At 71.2% G+C, this 19,517-nt stretch carries 21 protein-coding genes; 16 read left to right on the plus strand and 5 right to left on the minus strand.

Features of this window, described 5'->3' with window-relative positions; all coding sequences use genetic code 11:
- Positions 1 to 367 precede the first annotated feature (367 nt).
- The 11 genes from ABZS69_RS09970 to ABZS69_RS10020 all read left to right on the plus strand — a co-directional run bounded on the left by ABZS69_RS09970 (position 368) and on the right by ABZS69_RS10020 (position 12,752).
- Positions 368 to 1,042 carry a haloacid dehalogenase type II gene (locus ABZS69_RS09970; RefSeq protein ID WP_355369211.1) on the plus strand — a complete coding sequence of 225 codons (675 nt, stop codon included), beginning with the start codon at positions 368 to 370 and terminating at the stop codon, positions 1,040 to 1,042.
- Positions 1,043 to 1,060: 18 nt separating this feature from the next.
- Positions 1,061 to 2,341, plus strand: a complete 1,281-nt coding sequence (locus tag ABZS69_RS09975) for an FAD-binding oxidoreductase (protein ID WP_355369213.1) — start codon at positions 1,061 to 1,063, stop codon at positions 2,339 to 2,341.
- A 37-nt stretch (positions 2,342 to 2,378) separates the two neighbouring features.
- On the plus strand, positions 2,379 to 3,323 hold the full coding sequence (locus ABZS69_RS09980; RefSeq protein ID WP_355369215.1) for an ABC transporter permease: 945 nt from the start codon (positions 2,379 to 2,381) through the stop codon (positions 3,321 to 3,323).
- Positions 3,310 to 4,230, plus strand: a complete 921-nt coding sequence (locus tag ABZS69_RS09985) for an ABC transporter permease (protein ID WP_355369217.1) — start codon at positions 3,310 to 3,312, stop codon at positions 4,228 to 4,230. Before ABZS69_RS09980 ends, ABZS69_RS09985 begins: the two co-directional genes overlap by 14 nt.
- 113 nt (positions 4,231 to 4,343) lie before the next feature.
- On the plus strand, positions 4,344 to 5,147 hold the full coding sequence (locus tag ABZS69_RS09990; protein ID WP_355369219.1) for a GntR family transcriptional regulator: 804 nt from the start codon (positions 4,344 to 4,346) through the stop codon (positions 5,145 to 5,147).
- Complete coding sequence (locus ABZS69_RS09995; RefSeq protein WP_355369221.1) at positions 5,144 to 6,148, plus strand: ABC transporter ATP-binding protein; 1,005 nt, start codon at positions 5,144 to 5,146, stop codon at positions 6,146 to 6,148. The genes ABZS69_RS09990 and ABZS69_RS09995 overlap by 4 nt, the downstream gene beginning before the upstream one ends.
- The gene (locus ABZS69_RS10000; protein ID WP_355369223.1) at positions 6,145 to 7,161 is read left to right on the plus strand and encodes an ABC transporter ATP-binding protein; all 1,017 of its coding nucleotides are present in this window, start codon (positions 6,145 to 6,147) and stop codon (positions 7,159 to 7,161) included. The genes ABZS69_RS09995 and ABZS69_RS10000 overlap by 4 nt, the downstream gene beginning before the upstream one ends.
- 67 nt (positions 7,162 to 7,228) lie before the next feature.
- A complete protein-coding gene (locus tag ABZS69_RS10005; RefSeq protein ID WP_355369225.1) occupies positions 7,229 to 8,734 on the plus strand; it encodes an aldehyde dehydrogenase family protein in 1,506 nt (501 codons plus the stop codon).
- 123 nt (positions 8,735 to 8,857) lie between these two features.
- A complete protein-coding gene (locus ABZS69_RS10010; RefSeq protein WP_355369227.1) occupies positions 8,858 to 10,387 on the plus strand; it encodes an ABC transporter substrate-binding protein in 1,530 nt (509 codons plus the stop codon).
- The gene (locus ABZS69_RS10015; RefSeq protein WP_355369229.1) at positions 10,384 to 11,481 is read left to right on the plus strand and encodes a tartrate dehydrogenase; all 1,098 of its coding nucleotides are present in this window, start codon (positions 10,384 to 10,386) and stop codon (positions 11,479 to 11,481) included. Before ABZS69_RS10010 ends, ABZS69_RS10015 begins: the two co-directional genes overlap by 4 nt.
- Positions 11,478 to 12,752 carry an amidohydrolase gene (locus ABZS69_RS10020; RefSeq protein WP_355369231.1) on the plus strand — a complete coding sequence of 425 codons (1,275 nt, stop codon included), beginning with the start codon at positions 11,478 to 11,480 and terminating at the stop codon, positions 12,750 to 12,752. The genes ABZS69_RS10015 and ABZS69_RS10020 overlap by 4 nt, the downstream gene beginning before the upstream one ends.
- Before the next feature lie 20 nt (positions 12,753 to 12,772).
- Here ABZS69_RS10020 and ABZS69_RS10025 read toward each other — a convergent pair whose 3' ends face one another.
- Positions 12,773 to 13,111 carry a hypothetical protein gene (locus ABZS69_RS10025; protein WP_355369233.1) on the minus strand — a complete coding sequence of 113 codons (339 nt, stop codon included), beginning with the start codon at positions 13,109 to 13,111 and terminating at the stop codon, positions 12,773 to 12,775.
- Between ABZS69_RS10025 and ABZS69_RS10030 the strand changes: the two genes are divergently transcribed.
- Complete coding sequence (locus tag ABZS69_RS10030) at positions 13,100 to 13,378, plus strand: hypothetical protein (RefSeq protein ID WP_355369235.1); 279 nt, start codon at positions 13,100 to 13,102, stop codon at positions 13,376 to 13,378. The two genes, ABZS69_RS10025 and ABZS69_RS10030, sit on opposite strands and share 12 nt — an antisense overlap.
- 9 nt (positions 13,379 to 13,387) lie before the next feature.
- On the opposite strand, the gene ABZS69_RS10035 is transcribed toward ABZS69_RS10030, so the two are convergent.
- Both ABZS69_RS10035 and ABZS69_RS10040 read right to left on the minus strand, forming a co-directional pair.
- The gene (locus tag ABZS69_RS10035) at positions 13,388 to 13,915 is read right to left on the minus strand and encodes a hypothetical protein (RefSeq protein WP_355369236.1); all 528 of its coding nucleotides are present in this window, start codon (positions 13,913 to 13,915) and stop codon (positions 13,388 to 13,390) included.
- A 169-nt stretch (positions 13,916 to 14,084) separates the two neighbouring features.
- Positions 14,085 to 14,945 (minus strand): LLM class F420-dependent oxidoreductase, encoded by an 861-nt coding sequence (locus ABZS69_RS10040; RefSeq protein WP_355369238.1) that lies wholly within the window; start codon positions 14,943 to 14,945, stop codon positions 14,085 to 14,087.
- Positions 14,946 to 14,994: 49 nt separating this feature from the next.
- On the opposite strand from ABZS69_RS10040, the gene ABZS69_RS10045 reads away from it, so the two are divergent.
- The 3 genes from ABZS69_RS10045 to ABZS69_RS10055 all read left to right on the plus strand — a co-directional run bounded on the left by ABZS69_RS10045 (position 14,995) and on the right by ABZS69_RS10055 (position 17,392).
- The gene (locus ABZS69_RS10045; protein ID WP_355369240.1) at positions 14,995 to 15,144 is read left to right on the plus strand and encodes an alpha/beta hydrolase; all 150 of its coding nucleotides are present in this window, start codon (positions 14,995 to 14,997) and stop codon (positions 15,142 to 15,144) included.
- A gap of 167 nt (positions 15,145 to 15,311) precedes the next feature.
- Positions 15,312 to 16,172 (plus strand): hypothetical protein, encoded by an 861-nt coding sequence (locus tag ABZS69_RS10050; protein WP_355369242.1) that lies wholly within the window; start codon positions 15,312 to 15,314, stop codon positions 16,170 to 16,172.
- Complete coding sequence (locus tag ABZS69_RS10055) at positions 16,169 to 17,392, plus strand: S8 family serine peptidase (RefSeq protein WP_355369244.1); 1,224 nt, start codon at positions 16,169 to 16,171, stop codon at positions 17,390 to 17,392. Before ABZS69_RS10050 ends, ABZS69_RS10055 begins: the two co-directional genes overlap by 4 nt.
- Here ABZS69_RS10055 and ABZS69_RS10060 read toward each other — a convergent pair.
- Both ABZS69_RS10060 and sigJ read right to left on the minus strand, forming a co-directional pair.
- On the minus strand, positions 17,389 to 17,904 hold the full coding sequence (locus tag ABZS69_RS10060; RefSeq protein ID WP_355369246.1) for a YceI family protein: 516 nt from the start codon (positions 17,902 to 17,904) through the stop codon (positions 17,389 to 17,391). The two genes, ABZS69_RS10055 and ABZS69_RS10060, sit on opposite strands and share 4 nt — an antisense overlap.
- Positions 17,905 to 18,027: 123 nt before the next feature.
- Positions 18,028 to 18,906: an RNA polymerase sigma factor SigJ gene (sigJ, locus tag ABZS69_RS10065; protein WP_355369248.1), complete on the minus strand. Its 879-nt coding sequence runs from the start codon at positions 18,904 to 18,906 to the stop codon at positions 18,028 to 18,030.
- 78 nt (positions 18,907 to 18,984) lie between these two features.
- Here sigJ and ABZS69_RS10070 point away from each other — a divergent pair, with 78 nt between their 5' ends.
- Positions 18,985 to 19,464, plus strand: coding sequence for a nuclear transport factor 2 family protein (locus tag ABZS69_RS10070; protein ID WP_355369250.1), 480 nt, complete (start codon positions 18,985 to 18,987; stop codon positions 19,462 to 19,464).
- Positions 19,465 to 19,517: the final 53 nt, after the last annotated feature.

Raw genomic sequence — 19,517 nt, forward strand, 5'->3', positions numbered from 1 at the left:
CATCTTGTCCACAACAGCCAGCGGCGGTCAACTGTTGTCAACAATCTGCCCGATTGCACTAAGGGCGTACAGGCAATTAAGCCAGGGCCAAGACCTGGAGATAGTTGCGAAACCGGCTTATGAAGATCGATAGAAGTCGGGGAAACATACTCGTTACAAGCAGGCTGCTCAGAATTGTTGACAGCAGAGAATCGGATGCTTAGCGTTCCAGACACCACACGGCCGGTCGCCTCGGGCGGCTCGCACCGGGTGTGATATCTCGCCGCTCAGCCGGCGGCCCGCTCGCATTGACGGGCTCCGGCTCTCACCGGACCGACCACCGACGCTCCTGCTCCCACCGGACCGACCCCCACCGGAGGAACTGCTCGTGGACCTGACCAGCGTGCGCCCTAAATACATCACTTTCGATTGCTACGGGACGCTGACCAGCTTTGATCTCAACCTCACCGTCAAACCGCTGGTCGCCGACCGCGTCTCCGAGGAGGACATGCCGATCTTCCTCAAGGACTACCGCGCGTACCGGATGGACGAGATTCTCGGTGAGTTCAAGCTCTACCCCGACGTGCTCAAGGACTCCTTCAAACGAGCCTGCGAACGCTGGGGCATCGGCTACCGCCCCTCCGACGGCGAGGCCATCGTGGCCTGCGTGCCGACCTGGGGTCCCCATGCGGACGTTCCCCCGGCCCTGGCCAAGCTCGCCGACGCCTACCCCCTGGTGATCCTCTCCAACGCCGTCGACGAGACGCTGCAGCACAACGTCGACCAGCTCGGCGCCCCCTTCCACAAGGTGTTCACCGCCGAGCAGGCCAGGGCGTACAAGCCGCGCTACCAGGCCTTCGAGTACATGCTCGACCAGCTGGGCTGCGAACGCGACGAGATCGTGCACGTCTCCTCGCACATCTGGTACGACCTGATCCCCGCCCACGAGCTGCGGATCCCCCACAAGGTCTACGTCAACCGCGGCTACGACCCCTCCACACCCTTCTACCAGTACGCAGAAACCGCCGACCTGTCCGGCGTCCCCGCTGTGCTGGGTCTCTGACATCGGAAGGAGGATGTCGTGAAGCTGACCAGCTACTGGCTCGACACCGCTGAACCCGCCGGCGACTTCCGCCGCACCGAGCTCCCTGACCACGTCGACGTCGCGGTCATCGGTGCCGGGCTGACCGGCCTGTCCACCGCGCTGCATCTGGCTCGCCGCGGCGTCAGCGTCGCCGTGCTGGAGTCGCACACCGTGGGATGGGGTGCCTCGGGCCGCAACGGCGGCATGGCCACGACCGGCCTGGCCATCTCCTTCCCCGCCGCGGTCAAGCGGTACGGCGCGGAGCGCGCGACGGCGATGTTCATCGCGTACGACGACGCGATCGACACCGTCGAGAAGATCGTCACCGACGAGGAGATCGCCTGCGACTTCGTGCGCTCCGGCAAGCTCACCCTGGCCGCCAAACCGGCGCACTACGCCGCTCTGGAGCGTTCGGCGGCGATGATCGAGAAACTCGTCGGCCGCTCGGTCCAGTTGGTCCCCCGGGGCCGCATGCGGGACGAGCTCGGCAGCGACCGCTATCACGGCGCGCAGGTCGACCCGAACGGGGCGGGCGCCCACGTCGGGAAGCTGGTCATGGGGCTGGCCCGCGCCGCCGTCGGCCACGGGGCTCTGATAGCGGAGAACGCCGCGGTAACCGGCGTCCGCCGCATCGGACAGGGCCAGGGGCATCGGGTGCAGACCACGCGCGGCGCCCTGACCGCCTCGGAGGTGCTGATCGCCACCAGCGGGTACACGGGATCGCTGACCCCGTGGCTGCGCCGCCGCATCGTGCCGATAGGCAGTTTCATCGTCGTCACCGAGCCCCTGCCGGACGACCTCGTCGCCCAGCTCATGCCGCACCGGCGGATGGCGTCGGACACCAAGAACCTGCTGTATTACTTCCGTCCCACGCCGGACAACCGGCTGCTGTTCGGCGGGCGGGCCCGATTCGCCCTGTCGGACGCGCAGTCGGACCTCAAGAGCGGCGAGATCCTGCGCAAGGCCGTCGCCGAGGTGTTCCCGTCGCTGCGTGACGTCCGGCTGGACTACTGCTGGGGCGGGCTCGTCGACATGACGATGGATCAGATGGTCCATGCCGGCGTGCGGGACGGGTTGCACTACTCCGTCGGCTACAGCGGCCACGGGGTCCAGATGGCCACCCACATGGGCAAGGTCATGGCCGACGTCATCGGCGGCGACCCCACGGTCAACCCCTGGAAGGGTCTGGCCTTCCCCCCGGTCCCGGGTCACTTCGGGCCGCCCTGGTTCCTGCCGGCCGCCGGGGCGTTCTTCCGTGCGCTCGACGCCGTGCGCTGATCGATCCGCGAACGTGTGACGGCCCGGAGGTCCCCGAGTGTTGTACGTGCTGAGACGGTTCGCCGTCCTCGTGACGACCCTGCTGGTCGCCTCTTTCCTGGTGTTCCTCATCCCCTACGTCACGCCCGGCGACCCGGCCGCGCGGATCCTGCGGGCGCGGGTGGGCGACCTGGTCCAGGACCCGCAGTCGCTGGCCCGCCTCCGGGCCGAGTACGGGCTGGACCGGCCGCTGCTCCAGCAGTACCTGTCCTGGCTGGGCTCGGCGCTGCAGGGTGATCTCGGCCGGTCGTTCACCAACGGCACGGAGGTTCTCCCTCAGCTGATGCGGGCGCTGTCGGTCACCGCCTCGATCGCCGTCATCGCCCTCCTGCTCGCCCTGCTGGTGGCGGTCCCGCTGGGAGCCGTCTGCGCGGTACGGCGCGGCACCACCCTTGACGGGGCGATCACCGGCGTCACGCAGGCTTTCGTGGCCGTGCCGGAGTACTGGCTGGGCCCGGTCCTGGTCCTGGTCTTCGCCCTGAAGCTCGGCGCCCTGCCCTCCTCCGGCTGGCAGGGGGTGGAGTCGATGGTGCTGCCCTGCCTGACCCTGGCGCTGCGGCCGATGAGTTACTTCACCCAGGTCGCCCGCTCGTCGATGATCGAGGTACTCGAGGCGCCCTACATCACCGCCGCCCGCGGTCGCGGGCTGAGCTTCGCCCAGACCATGCTGCGGCATGGGCTGCGCAATTCCGTCCTGCCGGTCCTGACCCTGTTCGCGGTCTGGCTGGCCGGCCTGCTCGGCGGGTCGGTCGTCGTCGAGGTGATCTTCTCGGTCCCCGGGGTGGGGCGGCAGATGTACGACGCGGTCATCAACAACGACGTCCCGCTCGTCCAGGGCGGGGTCGTGGCGGTCGTCGCCCTGGCGGTGCTCATCACCACCCTCACCGATGTCCTTTACACCGTCATCAACCCGACTGCGAGGGCGAGCCGTGTCCGTGCTTGACGTCTTCGGCGACGACGCCCGTCGCGACGAACCCGGCGCCGCCCCTCCGCCGTCACCGGTCGAGACCGCCGCCGCCCCCGCTCGGCGCGGGCGCGGAACCTGGCCGCCGGCGTTGCTGGCCGGGTCTATCCTGTTCGGCGTGATCGCCACGCTCCTGCTGCTGGCACCGTGGCTGGCGCCCTATCCGCCGGCGCAGCAGGACCTCGTCGCGCGTCTCGAAGGCATCTCCGGGGCCCACCTGCTGGGCACCGACCACCTGGGCCGCGACGTGCTCAGCAGGCTGCTGGACGGGGGCCGGTTCTCTCTCGCCGTCGCCTCGGTCACGCTGGTGATCTGCGCCGTCACCGGCACTCTCGTGGGGTTCGTCTGCGCGCGGCGGGGCGGTCTGCTCGACACCGTCGTCATGCGCATCACCGACATCCTGCTGGCCTTCCCCGAGATGGTGGTCGCGCTCTTCCTCGTCGCGGTCCTCGGCACCGGTGACCTGACGCTGGTGCTCGCCCTGACCATCGGCGGGTGGACCCCGTTCTGCCGGCTGGCCCGTGGCGTCGCGCTCGAACTCAACGGCCGCGACTTCATCGAAGCGGCCCAGGCTCTGGGGTGCTCGGGGTGGTTCATCATCCGCCGCCACCTGTTTCCCAACGCCATGCCCCCGTTGCTGGCCCACGCGGCGGTGCGCTTCGGCCACAAGCTCATCACCGCCGGCGCCCTGTCCTTCCTGGGGCTCGGCGTCCAGCCTCCGTCCTCCGACTGGGGTTCGATGTTGTCCGAGGCCATCCCCTACCTCGATCGCGCGCCGCTGCTGGTCCTCGTACCCGGTGCCGCGATCTTCATCGCCGCTCTCAGCGTCACGCTCACCGGCCGCGGCCTGGAGACGCGACGGGCGCGGGCAGGGCGGTCCTCATGACCTGCGGAGCTCCGCTGCACCCGCGCGGCGGCCAGACCGAAAGTGCTCACCCGCTCCCGCGACTGCAGAACGTGAGCGGTGGGAACACCACACAAACCCGGAGAAGCACACTCATGAGCCATCAGGCCCCGGCGAGCAAGACCTCGAAGCGGACGCTGACGGAGGTGGTCACGGGGCTGCTGCGCGACCGCATCCTCGGCGGGGAGTTCTCACCCGGAACCCAGATGAACGAAGTCGAGCTGGCGGCCTACTTCGAGGTCTCGCGCGGCCCGTTGCGCGAGGCGATGCAGCGTCTGGTGCAGGAGGGCCTGCTGGTCAGCTACCCCCGCCAGGGGGTCTTCGTCCCCACCTTGACCAGAGAGGACCTGGAGGACATCTTCGTCGCCCGCCAGGCGATCGAGCGGGAGGCGCTGCGCCGGGTCACCGCCCGGGGGGTTTCCGCGGCCCTGGTCGCCGAACTCGAGGTGATCGTCGCGCGGATGCGGGACGCCGTCGGCCACGCGGACGAGAGCGCGCTGGCCGCCCTGGACCTCGCCTTCCACCGCCGGCTGGTCCATGCCGCCGGCAGCACCCGGCTGGATCGGCTGTACGGACTCATCGCCAACGAGATGCAGCTGTGTTTCCGGATGATCGTCGACAGCTACAACGACCGTTCCAAGCTGGCGGCCGAGCACGAGCAACTGCTGCACGTCATCGCCAGCGGTGACAGGCCCGCCGCCATGGCACTTCTGGACCGGCACTTCGCCCAGGTCGGCGAGCTCCAGCCGACGGCCTCGGACCAACCGCCCAAGCGCGACCTGCACCCCCACCCGCATCACCACCAGGGCCCGCGCGACCGGATCTTCCACGAACACGCCGACGGCTTCCACCACGGCGACGACCAGCAAGCCCCACCGCATCCCCGGGAGCAGCCATGAGCGCGCGTCTGGAGGTCCGTGACCTCACCGTTCACGCAGGGCGGCCCGGACAGGCCCCGCCCATCCTCGACCGCATCAGCCTGACCCTCGACTCCGGCGAGGTGCTGGCCCTGGTGGGCGAATCGGGGTCGGGCAAGAGCATGACCGCCCACTCGGTGCTGCGCATGCTGCCGACCGGGTTGCACATGCACGCCGAGGGCCTGCGGCTGGGCGACCTGGACCTGCTCGCCGCCTCCTCACGGGCGTTGGACGGCGTCCGCGGCCGGCGGATCTCCATGCTCTACCAGCAGCCCAAGCGCATGCTCGACCCGACCGCCACGGTCGGCAGCCAGGTCGCCGAGCCGCTGCGACGGCATCTCGGCATGAGCCGGCACGCCGCCCGCCGCCGGGTCGTGGAGCTGCTCGCCGCGGTAGGGATCCCCGATCCCGAACGCCGCGCCGGCGACCATCCGCACCAGATGTCCGGCGGCATGGCCCAGCGCGTCATGATCGCCATGGCGCTGGCCGCCCACCCGGACGTCCTCATCGCCGACGAGCCCACCACCGCCCTCGACGTCACCGTCGAAGCGCAGATTCTCCGGCTGATCGCCGCCATGCAGGTCGAGACCGGAATGTCGGTCCTGTTCATCTCCCACGACGTCACCACCGTCGCCTCCATCGCCGACCGCATCGCCGTCATGTACGCGGGCCGCATCGTCGAGGACGGACCGGCCGACGAGATCATCACCGCCGCCAAGCACCCCTATACCCAGGCGCTGTTGCGCTGCTCCACCCTGCAGTCCGACGACACCGGCCATCTGCACACCATCCCCGGCAACGCCACCTCGGCCCGCGCCGTCAGCCACGGCTGCCGCTTCCGCCCGCGCTGCGCCGTCGCGGACGGCGACACGGAGCTGGGCTCCCACTGCGACACCGAGGAACCCGATCTCGCCGGCTGCGGCACCCACCGCAGCTCTCGCTGCTGGGTCACGATCGACCCCCGACGACAGGTTCCGGCATGAACGACCCCGCGCAGAACTCCGACATCGCCGTCATCGACCGCGTGACCAAGCACTATCCGCTGTCGCGGAACGGGTTCGGGCGCCGGCCGCACGTGCACTCCGTCGACGACGTGTCCCTGCGCATCCGTACGGGGGAGGTGCTGGGGCTGGTCGGCGAGTCGGGCTCGGGCAAGAGCACTCTGGCCCGGCTCCTGCTCGGCCTCGTACCGGTGGACTCCGGACAGATCGACGTCGACGGCCTGAGGGTCGGCAAGCTGCGCGGCGCCCAACTGCGCCAGCTGCGCCGGGCGGCGCAACTGGTCTTCCAGGACCCGCACTCCGCGCTGGACCCGCGGATGACGTTGCAGGAATCGATGCTCGCCCCGCTGCAGCAGCACCGCATCGGCACGCCGCAGGAACGCCTGCGGCGGGTCGCCACCGCGCTGGCGGAGGTCGGCCTGGACCACAGCTTCCTGGAGCGGAGGCCGGGCGACTGCTCCGGCGGCCAACTGCAGCGGGTGGTCATCGCCCGAGCCCTCCTGCTGGAGCCCAAGCTGCTCGTCTGCGACGAGCCCGTGTCGGCCCTGGACGCCTCGGTGCAGGCGACCATCCTGAACCTGCTGGTCGATCTGCGCCGCTCACGGGCGCTGAGCATGCTGTTCATCTCCCACGACCTGAGGGTGGTCAAGTTCCTCGCCGACCGGGTGGCGGTTCTCTACCTCGGGCAGGTCGTCGAGATGGCCACGCACGACGACATCTTCACGGGTGCCCTGCACCCCTACACCCTGGCGCTGCTGCATTCCGGTCAGGGACACCGCATCGACGCCGGTGCGCAGGACCAGCTGAGGGGCGAGCCGCCCAGCCCCGTCTCCCCGCCTCCCGGCTGCCGCTTCAACACCCGCTGTCCGCTGGCCACCGACCAATGCCGCACCGAGCAACCCGACCTCGTCGACGCCGGAAACGGCCACCACGTCCGATGTCACCGCTCCGCGGAGAGCAGGAGCCGGCTGGTCGTTGAGGAGATTCCCGTATGAGCGAGCGTAGCGAGCGACCAATTAGACACAGCCCTGTCAGGCTCATGGGCCCGACGAAGGAGGGCGCATGAGCCTTTTGAGCGGATGCGCCGCCGAAGCAGGCGCGCTGCCCGTCACCACCCGCTGGAGCCCACCCGGCAAGGCGTTCGCCGGCGGACGCTGGCGGGAGACGGAGCGGCACACCGTCGTCACCGACCCTGAAACCGGCGCCTTCCTCGGTGAGGTCGCCGACAGCACCGCCGCGGAGGTACGCGCGGCCGTCGACGCGCTCGTGGACACCTTCCGGGTCAGCACCGCCGCCGACCGTGCCGACTGGCCGCTGTGGCGGCGCCGGGAGGCCCTGCACCGCGCCGCCGAGCTGCTGAGGCAGCAGGCCGAACGGTTCACCGCCATCGTGGGCTCCGAGGGATGCAAGACGATCAGAGACGCCCGCCGGGAGGTGGCGAGAGCGGCGGAGACGCTGCAGCTGTCCGCCGGCGCGGGGCACGCCCTGCAGGGCAGCAGCGTGCCGTTCGAGGACACCTCCCGTGGCGAGGACCGGCTCGGGTGGAGCAGCAGGGAACCGCTCGGGGTCGTCGCCGCCATCACCCCGTTCAACGACCCGCTGAACCTCGTGGCGCACAAGGTCGGCCCGGCGCTGCTGGCCGGCAACGTCATCGCGGTCAAGCCGCACGAGGCGACGCCGCTGTCCGCGCTCGCCCTCGCCGAGCTGCTCCTTGAGGCAGGCGTGCCCGGCGACCGGATCGCCGTGCTGCCGGGCGGCCCGACCGCCGGGCGGGAGCTGGTGTCGCACCCCGGCGTCGACGTCGTCTCCTTCACCGGCGGGGTACGCACCGCCGACGAGGTGGCCCGCCTGGCCGGCGCCCGGACCCTGCTGATGGAGCTGGGCGGATCCAACCCCGTCATCGTCGACCACGGCGTGGACCTGATGGCGACCGCGCAGGCGATAGCCGAAGGGGCGTTCGGGTGCGCGGGACAGAACTGCCTGTCGGTGCAGCGGGTCTACGTGGTCGCCCAGCACTACGACGAACTGCTCGGCCACCTGACCCACATGACCGCTCACCTGAGCGTCGGCAGCAAACATGACGAGAGCACCGACGTCGGGCCGCTGATCGACGTGGCGGCCGCGCGGCGCGTGGAGCACCGGGTCGAGGAGGCCGTCGCCCGCGGCGCGGTCGTCCGCGCGGGAGCCGTCCGTCAGGAAGCCACGTACCAGCCGACCATCCTCACCGACCTCGCCCCCGACGATCCCATCGTCACCGACGAAATCTTCGGCCCCGTGGTCAGCGTGCTGGCCGTGGCCGACCTCGAAGACGCCGTGAACCAGGCCAACCGCGCGGCCACCAGCCTGCAGGCCGGGGTCTTCACCCGCGACACCACCGCGGCCCTGCGCACGGCCCGCCGCCTGCGGGCCGGCGCGGTAATGATCAACGACACCTCCGACTTCCGCATCGACGCCATGCCGTTCGGCGGTTTCCACCGCAGCGGCATCGGCCGGGAAGGCGTCACCAGCGCCGTCGTGGCGATGACCGCACCCAAGGTCATCGCGGCCCGGCTGACCTCCATCAGCTGAGCTCGCTCACCGGCAACCATCCGTCCGCTGCCCATCCGACCGGGACAAACGAACGTCAACCGGTCATGCCGTGGTGCCCATTCCCTTGCTCGCCCCCCAAATGACGTTCGGAGGAACACCAGCATGGCACGCACCCTGAACACCCTCGCCAGCTTGTCGACGGCCCTTGTCGTCCTCGTCGGCTGCTCATTCGACTCCGGCAGTCCCGACCCCACCGCGAGCGGCAGCTCCAAGCTGGTCATCGCCGACCTGTGGGCGCCCGACTCCGGGTACGCCCTGGAGACCGACGACGCCTTCACCCTCACCCGCGCCGGCTGCCTGGAGACCCTGGTGGCCGTGGGCAAGGACAACCAGGCCCAGCCCGCTCTGGCGACGGAGTGGAAGCAGACGGCGCCCAAGTCCTGGACGTTCACCATCCGCGAGACCAAGTTCCAGAACGGCACCGCGCTCACCGCCAAGGTCGTCGCCGACGATCTCAACCGGCTGCTGAAGGCCACGGCGCCGCCGCGCAGCTTCGCCCCCAGCGTCATCGCCTCGGTCACCGCCGTCGACGACCGGACCGTACGGATCGACACGCCCGAGGAGGACCATTTCCTGCCGCTCCGGGTCAGCGTCCCCAACACCGGGATCCTCGCCCCTGAGGCGTTCTCCGGCAGCACCACGAACCCGGTCGGCACCTGCACCGGACCGTTCAAGATCGCCAGCATCGGAACCGGCCAGTCGCTGTCGCTGACCGCCAACGCCGACTACTGGGGCGGGGCCGTCGCCCTCGGCAGCGCCGAGATCCGCTACGCCGAGAGCGGCGCCACCCGCGCCACCCAGCTGCGAGCCGGTGAGGTCTCGGTGGCCGCCAACCTCCCCGTCACCACCCTCACCACCCTGAAGGGTGACAACAACATCACGCTGCAGCAGACGCCGCTGCCCCGCACCACCGGCCTCTACCTCAACACCCGCAAGGCCCCCTTCGACAAGGTCGAGGCCCGCCGCGCGATCCAGAAGGCCATCGGACTCGACGCCATCGTCAAGGCGGTCTATGAGGGCACCGCCACCGCGGCGGCCGGACCGTTCACCCCCGACGAGCCCTGGACGCCGGCCGAGCTGAAGCCCGTGCAGGGAACCGCCGCGGACGCCAAGGCCGCGATGACCGAGGCCGGCATCGACCCCGCCTCCCTCAACTTCGAGCTCATCGCCTATTCCGACCGGCCCGAGTTCGCCGACCTCGCCCAGGTGATCCAGGCGCAGCTGGCCGAGGCCGGCATCACCGTGAAGATCCGCACCGGGGAGTACGCCTCGGTCGAGGACGACCTCATGAGCGGCAACTTCCAGGCGACGCTGCTGTCCCGCAACCACCTCATCGACCTGCCCGAGCCCATCAGCATGCTGCGCACGGACGAAACCTGCAAGGGCAGCTTCAACCTCGCCGGATACTGCGACTCGAAGGTCGACGCCCTGGTCGAGGAGGCCGGGAGCACGGCGGACTCGGCCAAGCGCCACACCCTCTACGGCCAGATCGCCACCCAGCTGGCCACCGACGTGGCCTTCGTCCCGCTCGTCCACGAGAGCCTCACCATGGGCGTCGCGGACAACGTCCAGAACCTGCCGACCGACCCGCTGGAGCGCACCCTGCTCACGAAGGACACGAAGCTGTCGTGACCACGACTACCCAGGAATACACCGGCACCGGGACGACGCGGCGCCACGTCGTCGACGTCGTCCCCGGTGACGGCATCGGCACCGAGGTCGTCCCCGCCGCCGTGCGCTGCGTCGACCGCCTGGCTGAGACCTTCGGGTTCGCCATCGAGTGGCGCGACCGCGCGTGGGGGTGCGACCACCACCGGGCGCACGGGCGCATGATGCCCGTCGACGGCCTCGAACAGCTCGCCTCCGGCGACGCCATCCTGCTGGGCGCCGTCGGAGCGCCGGACATCCCCGATGACGTCACCCTGTGGGGTCTGCTGATCCCCATCCGCCGGGAGTTCGTGCAGTACGTCAACCTCCGGCCGGTCCGGTCGCTGCCCGGAATCCATTCGCCGTTGCGCTCGGACGCCCCGATCGACCTGGTCGTCGTACGAGAGAACGTCGAGGGTGAATACAGCGAGGTCGGCGGCCGGGTCAACCGCGGCCGGCCCGGCGAGTTCGCCGTCCAGGAGGCGGTGTTCACCCGGGCCGGCATCGAACGGGTCGCGCGCTTCGCCTCCGACCTGGCCCGGGAACGTTCGGGCCGGCTGATCTCGGCGACGAAGTCGAACGGCATCATCCACACGATGCCGTTCTGGGACGAGGTGGTGGCCGAGGTGGCCGCCGGCAGCGGCGTGGAGCTGGAGAAGGTGCTCATCGACGCCCTGGCCGCCCGCCTCGTGCTGCGGCCGGAGAGCGCCGACGTCATCGTCGCCTCCAACCTGTTCGGCGACATCCTCTCCGACCTCGCCGGTGCCCTGGCCGGGTCGATCGGGGTCGCGCCCAGCGCCAACCTCGACCCCACCAAGACGTACCCGTCGATGTTCGAGCCGGTGCACGGATCGGCGCCCGACATCGCCGGCAAGGGCATCGCCAATCCGGTCGGCACCCTGTGGGCGGCGGCCATGATGCTGGACCATCTCGGCGAGGCCGCCGCGGCGGCCAGTCTCGTGTCGGCCTTCGAGCACGTCCTCCGTACGGGGACCGCCACCGCCGATCTCGGCGGCACGGCGAACACCGAGCAGTTCACGACCGCCGTCCTCCAAGCCCTCGCCGAGGGACCTCCGTGAGCACGGACCGGCGATCCGAGGCGCGGCCGGACCCGCTGGACGCGACCGCCGTCCGGCGGCGGCTGCACCGGCGGCCCGAGATCGGCTTCCTCGAGATCGAGACCGCGGACCTCGCCTGGAGCCTGCTGTCCGACCTGGGCTGGCGGCTACGCGGCGGCCCCGACCTCGTCGACGTGCACGATCATCCCGGTCTGCCGAGCCGCGAGGAGCTCGACGCCGCCGTCCAGCGGGCCGCCGCGCGGGGCGTGCCGGCGGCGTCGGTGCGCCGTTTCCGCGACGGAAACACCGCCTTCGTCGCGGAGCTGCCGGGCGATCGACCGGGTCCGCTGGTCGGCCTGCGGGTGGACATGGACGCCCTGCCGATCCAGGAGAGCCGCTCCGGCGGCCACCACCCCGCGGTCCAGGGGTTCGGCTCGGGCATCGACGGCTCGATGCACGCCTGCGGGCACGACGGGCACGTGGCCATCGCGCTGCGGGCGGCGGCCCTGCTGTCCGACAGGAGCTTCCCCGGCACCGTGCGGCTGCTGTTCCAGCCCGCCGAGGAGGGGGTCCGCGGCGCCGCTCCCATGGTGGCCGCCGGGCTCGCTGACGACGTGGACGTCATGCTGGCGGTCCACCTCGGCTTCGGCACCCCGGACGGATGCGTCGCGGCCGCGACCGAGCTGTACGGGACCTCGAAACTGCGCGCGGAGTTCACCGGGATCGCCGCCCACGCCAGCGGAGCGCCGGAACAGGGCCGCAACGCCCTGCTGGCGGCGGCGACCGCCGTTCTGGGCCTGCACGCGCTGCCCCGCTACGCGCGGGCGACGACCCGCGTCAACGTCGGGACCCTGCACGCACCCGGTGCGGCGAACATCGTCAACGCCTACGCCGTCCTCGACGCGGAGGTCCGGGCCGACGGCGCCGCCGAGCACGACGACCTGGAGCGGCGTGCCCGCGACGTCCTCCACGGCGCGGCCGCCATGCACGGCGTCACGGTGGACATCGCCAGAACCGGCTGGGCGACCAGCGCGACCACCGACGGCGCGCTCCTCGGCAGGATCGAGACCCTCGCCCCGAGCTGCGGCCTGCGCCTGCTGCCACCGCGGCCCCTGGGCGCGAGCGACGACGCGACGCTGTTCATGCGGCACGTCCAGGAACGCGGCGGACTCGCCGGATACCTTCTCGTGGGTGCCGGGGCGTACGGGCCGCATCATTCGCCGACCTTCGACCTGGACGAGGCCGCGCTGGCCCCGGCCGCCGACCTCCTGGCCGCGCTCATCCGATCCTGAGGTTCTGAGTGGCTTGCGCCCTACGACCCGGCCCGAGGCTGAGCCGGGCCGGGCCGGTCCGGAAAGAGGGCGCGCAGGGCGAGGTCGGCGATCTCGCGCAGCTCCTGGCGGGTACGGCCCCCGGCGGCCTGGACCGCGATGCCGTCGGAGACGGTGTGGACGAGCCGGGCCAGGGTGGCCGGTTCGTGGCCGGGAGGCAGGTCGGGGGCCTGTTCAAGGCGCCGCCGAAGGGCCGTCTCCCCGGCCATGCGACAGGCCCGCGCCAGCTCGCGGACGGGGGCGGCGTCGGGACCGCACGCCTGGACGGTGTTCACGTTCAGGCAGCCGCCAACCGGGTGCCCGGCCAGGTGCTGCTCCATGGATTTCTCGACGGCGGTGCCACCGCCTCGGTCGCGGTGTACGGGGAGAGCGGGAGCCTCGCCGTCCCCGACGCGTACCGCACGGTCCCCTTCGACCCGGCGGCCGGACCGGTGGCCAACGTGGCGGCGCTCTACCGGGAGATCGCCCCGGCGTTCACCGGGGGGCGCCCCGCGTCCCCCGACTTCCACGCCGCCGCGCGCCATCACCGGGTTCTCGCGGCGATCGAGCGCGCCGCGGAAAGCGGCGGCACGGAACCCGTCTCATGACGGGGTCAGTCACCCCCACACGGCCTTGCTGAGGATGGCGCCCAGACCCGGCGTCTTCCAGTGGTCGACGACGATCACCTTTTTGGCCTTCACGTACCAGACGCGCTGGATGTAAGAGGCGACGTTCTGCTTGCTGCCGTGGCAGGACACCTTCCACTCGGTGAACCGCGCCTGCTGTCCGGCCCCGAACGCCGCCTTGGAGGTCTTGACGCGGGTGGCCTGCCCGCTGCCGTACTTCTTCATCGGTATGCACTCGGTCACGCCGCTGCTGGGGTGATAGGGCTGGTCAGGCCGGTACGAGCTGCCCTCGGACGCGTACTTGACCGCCTGGGGGCCGCCCAGCAGGAAGCTCTTGCACTCGGCGGCCCGGGGAGAGCAGGCGCCGGTGACGACCCGCAGGTTGACGCCCTCCTTCTTGACCTGCCACTGGGCGGGGACCTGGAGGGTGAACCCCTGGAACGTCACCGGCTTGGTGGCGACATGAGCGGGCGAACCGGTCAGGGCGAGGGAGGCGCTGAGCGCGACAGTCAGGATCATGGGCCGTGATCCTAGGGTGACCACGCTCGGCATCGTCAAGATTGTCAGGATGTGCGAAAAAGCACGCCGGTTTCGCAGAACCAACTGAGCGATCTCCGCATCCAAAGTCTTCATGGAAGTTCTCGGTGCGCGCGTGCCCGACCCCGGCCGGCGGCGGGCGGTTCAGGGGTCAGCCGGCGCTGTCGAGGGCGAACCGCTCGGCGAACGCGGACATCTCGGCGCGCTGCTGTTCCGGTTCCGCCGAGGCGGGGCTGACCACGAGGCGGGTCACGCCTTGCGCGGCGAGGGCCTCGACCTGTTCGGCGGACAGGTCGATCGACCCCCATCGGGTGTACTCAAGCGCGCCGGGGTCGCGGCCGGCCTCCGCGGCGGCGGTTCGGGCCAGCTCCCATTGGGTCGCGCGTTCCTCCGGGGTGAGCCGCCCGCCGGGGAAGTAGCCGTCGCCGCGCCGACCGGCGCGCCGGGCGGCCACCCTGCTCGACCCGCCGATGTGGATCGGCAGGTGGGTGGCGGAGTGCGGCTTCGGGTAGCTGGTCACGTCGTCGAAGCCGAAGAACTCGCCGTCGAAGCTGACGCCCTTCTCGTCGCCTTCCCACAGCAGCCGCAGCACGTCGATGGCCTCGTCGGTACGTCGTCCGCGGGTGCCGAAGTCGACTCCGATCGCCCTGGCCTCGCCGGGCAGCGTGCCCAGCCCCACGGTGAGCAGCCGCATCCGTCCCTTGGACAGCACGTCGATGGTCGCCAGGCGCTTGGCCAGGACCACGGGGTGGTGGTACGGCAGCAGCAGCACGGCGGTGCCGAGCAGGATGCGCCGGGTGGCCGCCGCGACGAAGGCCAGGCAGTCGAGCGGATCGGGGTAGGGCAGGGACGGCGGGAACGCGAACGGGCCGAGCGTGGCGCCGGGATACAGCACGACGTGCTCGGGCAGGTACAGCCCCTCGAAGCCGCACTCCTCAGCATCGCGGGCGAAGGCGACGAGCCTGTCGGGGTCGAGCCCGTCGGCCGTCGAGTAGCTGATCGCGAATTTCATCGTCATCCTCAGGGTCGGAATTCGCGGTCACGCTACATCCCTGACGTCAGTGTCAAGGCAAACGCGGCTCACTCCTGAGGCGAGCCGAACACGACGGCGAGAAGCCCGGGAGGTGGTGCTCGTGCCGGACAGCGGCCACAACCTCCCCGAGGAGCAGCCCGAGCTCGTCGTCGAACACCTGACGCGGTTCTTCGCCTGACGAACGCGAGCTCGAAGGTCTAGGTCACGCACAGTCGTCGACGCCTCACGGGTGGGCGCGAGGCGGCTGTCAGACCGATAGGGTCAGATGGCGCAAATCGATCAGAGGGGTTCAAACGGAACCGTGCGCCTCTCCCCGATCGGCCGGCTCGCACGACAGGAGAGACGATGATGTACCCCCCGTCCGGCTCCGGGCCGGGGTCCCATCCCCCTCAGCCGTTCCCCGGGCCTCCCCACCCGTACGCACCCGGGCAGCCGCCCGCGCCGGAGCCGTACCCGTACCCGCCGGAGCGACCCCGGCGCAGTGCCTGGCGGGTCGTCTTGGGGTTGGTCATCGCGGGGTTCGGGCTGCTCGCCGTGCTCGGCGGTGGCGCGCTCATCGCGCACGCCTACTCCAACAGCCGGCAGGTCATCCACAACCCGGAGTACTCCAGGGAGCTGTGGCGCAACGTGCCCGTCGAGATGCTGTTCCCGCCGCAGCTCGGCCGGGAGCACCCCGACAAGGGCTACACCTCCCCGAACGACGAGCGCGGCTGGACCAGGGCCGCGATCTCCACCGACACGTCCTGCCGGGCGGGGCTCTCCGGCGAGCTGGCCCGGGTGGCCGCGAAGCAGGGCTGCGTCGCGACCCTGCGCGCCACGTACGTGGACGACACCGGAGGGACGGCCGCCACGGTGGCCCTGGTCGCGTTCCGCGCCCTGGGCTCCGGCGCCGATCTGGAGGGCATCGTCCGTGAGGCGCAGCGGAAGCCGGACCACGCGGTCCGCGCTCTGGCCGCGCCCGGCACCCGGTGGAACGACTCCGCGCGCACCGGGAACGGCGGGCGGATCGTCGGGGACGCGCCCATGTTCGTGGCGGTCACCACGGGACCGGCGGACGGCCGCAGGCCCGGGCGGCTGCCCGAACCGTGGGGCAGGAGGGATTTCCCGCAGCGGGAGGACCGCGACGCGTGGGCGTACACCGCCCAAGGGCTCGCGGAAAGCCTGGCCACTCGGCTGTACGCCGAGACCCGGAAGGTAGGGGCATGATCCGCAGGTTGACCTGCGCGACCGCACTGGTCGCGGGGCTGGTCGCGGCCACCGCAGCGCCGGCCGTGGCCGAGGCGCCGCGGGGCTGGGAACAGCAGGCCATGAAGGTGGCCGCCGCGCAGCGGCTCGGACAGGGCAAGGGGATCACCGTCGCGGTCCTGGACACCGGGGTCGTGAAGAGCCATCCGGAGTTCCGCGGACGGGTGACGAACGGCCCCGACTTCATCGGCGGCGGCGCCCGGCCCGGACAGTCGTTCTGGGGCGAGCACGGCACCGCGATGGCCTCCAGCGTGCTGCGGGTCGCCCCCCAGTCGCGGGTGCTCTCGGTACGCGTGATCTGGGACCGGGAGGACCCGGCGCGCAAGCGCGCGGAGGCCGCCGCCAAGTCCGGGCAGATCGCCGCCGACAAGGAGAGCGTCAAAGCGGGCACCGCGCTGGCCAAGGGCATCCGGTACGCCGTCGACAAGGGCGCCCGGGTGATCTCCATGTCCCTCGGCACCGACGAGTGGGGCCTGGGCAGCGGCTACGACGAGACCACGGCCGCGGCCGTCGACTACGCCCTCGGCAAGGGGACCATCCTGCTGGCCAGCGCGGGCAACGGCGGATCCACCGACCCGCTGGAGGTCGACGCGAACAACGTCGTCTCCTACCCGGCCGCCTACCCGGGAGTGATCGCGGTGGCGGCGACGGGGCCCGGCGGCGTGCGGGCGAAGTTCTCCCAGGTGCACACGTACAACACGATCAGCGCGCCCGGCGTGGACATCTACGCCGCGGACAACGGCGGCGGCTATCGGGCCGGCGACGGCACCTCCCCCGCCTGCGCGCTCGCGGCGGGCACGGCGGCGCTGATGTTGTCCCGCAATCCCGACCTGACGCCCCGGCAGGTGCGCGACATCCTGGTGCGGACCGCCAGGAAGCCGCCGTCGGGCTACAACGTGTTCCTCGGCTTCGGGCTGATCGACGCGGCGGCGGCGGTGCGGGCGGCGGGCGCGGCCAAGGACGCCAAGATCGCGGCCGCCCCGTACAAGGGGAAGGAGCACTTCGGCGGCGGGCCGGTCGCCGCGCCGACCTCCAACCCGCCGATCGACATGACCTACGTGGCCGTGGGAGGCACGGCCGCCGGAGTGGGGCTGCTGTTCGTGCTGGGCGCGGTCCTGCTGATGCGCCGGCCACGCGCGCGCCCCATGCCCGGCCCTCCCGTGGGCGGCGCCCGACGCTAGAGCGTCACCCCAGGTGTGATCTCCACTTCGACGTCGACGAACCGGTCGACGAACGGCACCGCGGCCCGCACGCCGAAGGCGGTCCGGTCGATCCTGGCGCGAGCCACCAGGCGCCACTCCCCGCCGGACGATCGGGACTCGGTCACCTCGAAGCGCACCTCCTGGGCGACTCCCCGTACGGTCATGATCCCGGCCATCGCGGCGCTGCCCGCGCCGGTCGGAGCGATCGTCCGGCTGGCGAAGGTCAGCTCGGGGCACCGGGCCACGTCGAGAAAGCGGCGCGAGATCACGTCGCGGTCCCGGCGCGGCCGGCCGGTGGTGAGGCTGGCGGCGTCGACGGCGACGTGAACGGCGGAGCGTGCCGGATCCTCGGCGACGGTGATCTCGCCCTCGCGCACCGCCAACGTCCCGCGCACGGTGTTGAGGCCGAAGAATTCCTTGATCGTGAACCGTACGGAGGCGGTGCGCGGGTCTATCCGGTAGCGCCCGGGGGCGATGGTCTGCTGCGTCATGGTCAAGCCTCTCCTCGTGCTCGGTGCCGGGTCGCCTCTATGACCCGGGCCGATCGGAGGATGTGACCGGCGGCGGATCGGTCGAGGACCGTCGGGTCGACTTCGGGTGTGACCGGCGGCGGATCAGTCGAGGACCGTCGGGTCGACCTCGGCGAGGCGCTCGGGGTTCCTGAGCACGTCGATGGCGACGATCCTCCCGCGGGTGACGGTGAAGGCCATGACCGAGAACACCTGCCCGTCCACGACGGCCACGACTCCGGCGACCCCGTTGACCAGCGCCGGTCGCGCGAACGGGGCGACCCGGGTGTACGTGAGCGCCCGCGCGGCCACGGCCTGCGCGCCGCGGACCGTGACGGTCCGGCCCGAGGGCAGGCCGGGGTCGCCCCGCAGCACCACGTCGGGGTCGAGGACGGCGACGAGCGCGTCGAAGTCGCCGTCACGGGCGGCGGCGAAGAACGCGTCGACGACCTCGCGCTGCCGGGCGAGATCGGGGTCGGGGGTGGGAGCCTGGCCCTGCACCCGGCGGCGGGCGCGGCTGGCGAGCTGCCTGGCCGCGACCGGAGTGCGGTCGATCATGGGGGCGATCTCGTCGAACGGCACCGCGAACATGTCATGCAGCACGAAGGCGAGCCGTTCGGCGGGCGTCAGCGTGTCGAGCACCACCAGCAGCGCCAGCCCGACCGAGTTCGCCAGCAGCGCCTCCTCCTCGGGACCGCCGCCGTCCGCGCCGCTGATGATCGGATCGGGCATCCGCGCCTCAAGAGGCTCCTCGCGCCGCTGCTCGCGCGAGCGCAGCATGTTCAGGCACACCCGCGCCACCACCGTGGTCAGCCACGCGGCGAGATTGTCCAGGTTGCTGTGGTCCGTCCGGCTGAGCCGCAGCCAGGATTCCTGTACGGCGTCATCGGCCTCGCTCAGCGAACCGAGCATCCGATAGGCGACCGCTCGCAGCCGGGCCCGGTGCTCCTCGAAACGCTCCGCCAGCCACTCGCGCTCATCCACCGTGTCACGTTCCTTCCTCGCGGGGTGTCGTACCAGTAGACCCGCGAAGTCCACCAAATGTGACCAGGGAGGAAACCTATGAGCGACCTGCAGGCCATCGCAGATCGTTTCGAGATCGAAGCGCTGCGCGGCGAGTTCACCGACGCGGGAATGATGCGCGACTACGACCGGCTCGCGTCGCTGTTCACCCCGGACGGCGCGTGGCGGATTCCCCACGTCGGCGTAGAGATCGTCGGCCGGGAGGAGATCCGTGCCGGGATCGAGCGGTTACGGGGTCTCTGGGAGTACATCGTGCAGACCGTGCACCCGGGCACGATCCAGCTTCAGGGTGACACCGCGGCCGGCCGCGCGTACGTCGCGGAGTTCGGGCGCTTCCGCGACGGCAGCTCGCACCTGAACTACGCCATCTACCACGACCGCTACCGGCGCATCCCGGACGGCTGGAGGTTCGTGGAGCGGGTCTACGAGCTCAGGTACCACGACAGCACTCCGCTGACGGGCTCGGTGCCCGACGCCCGCGTACTGACGAGTCTCCCGATCGACGCCACGTCGCTCTGACGCGGCGCGGGCCGGGCGAGCACGGCGGCGTGCTCGCCCGGCCCGGCCGGTGA

Origin of the sequence: Nonomuraea sp. NPDC005650 (assembly GCF_040605375.1) — a bacterium.
Classification (GTDB): Bacteria; Actinomycetota; Actinomycetes; order Streptosporangiales; family Streptosporangiaceae; genus Nonomuraea.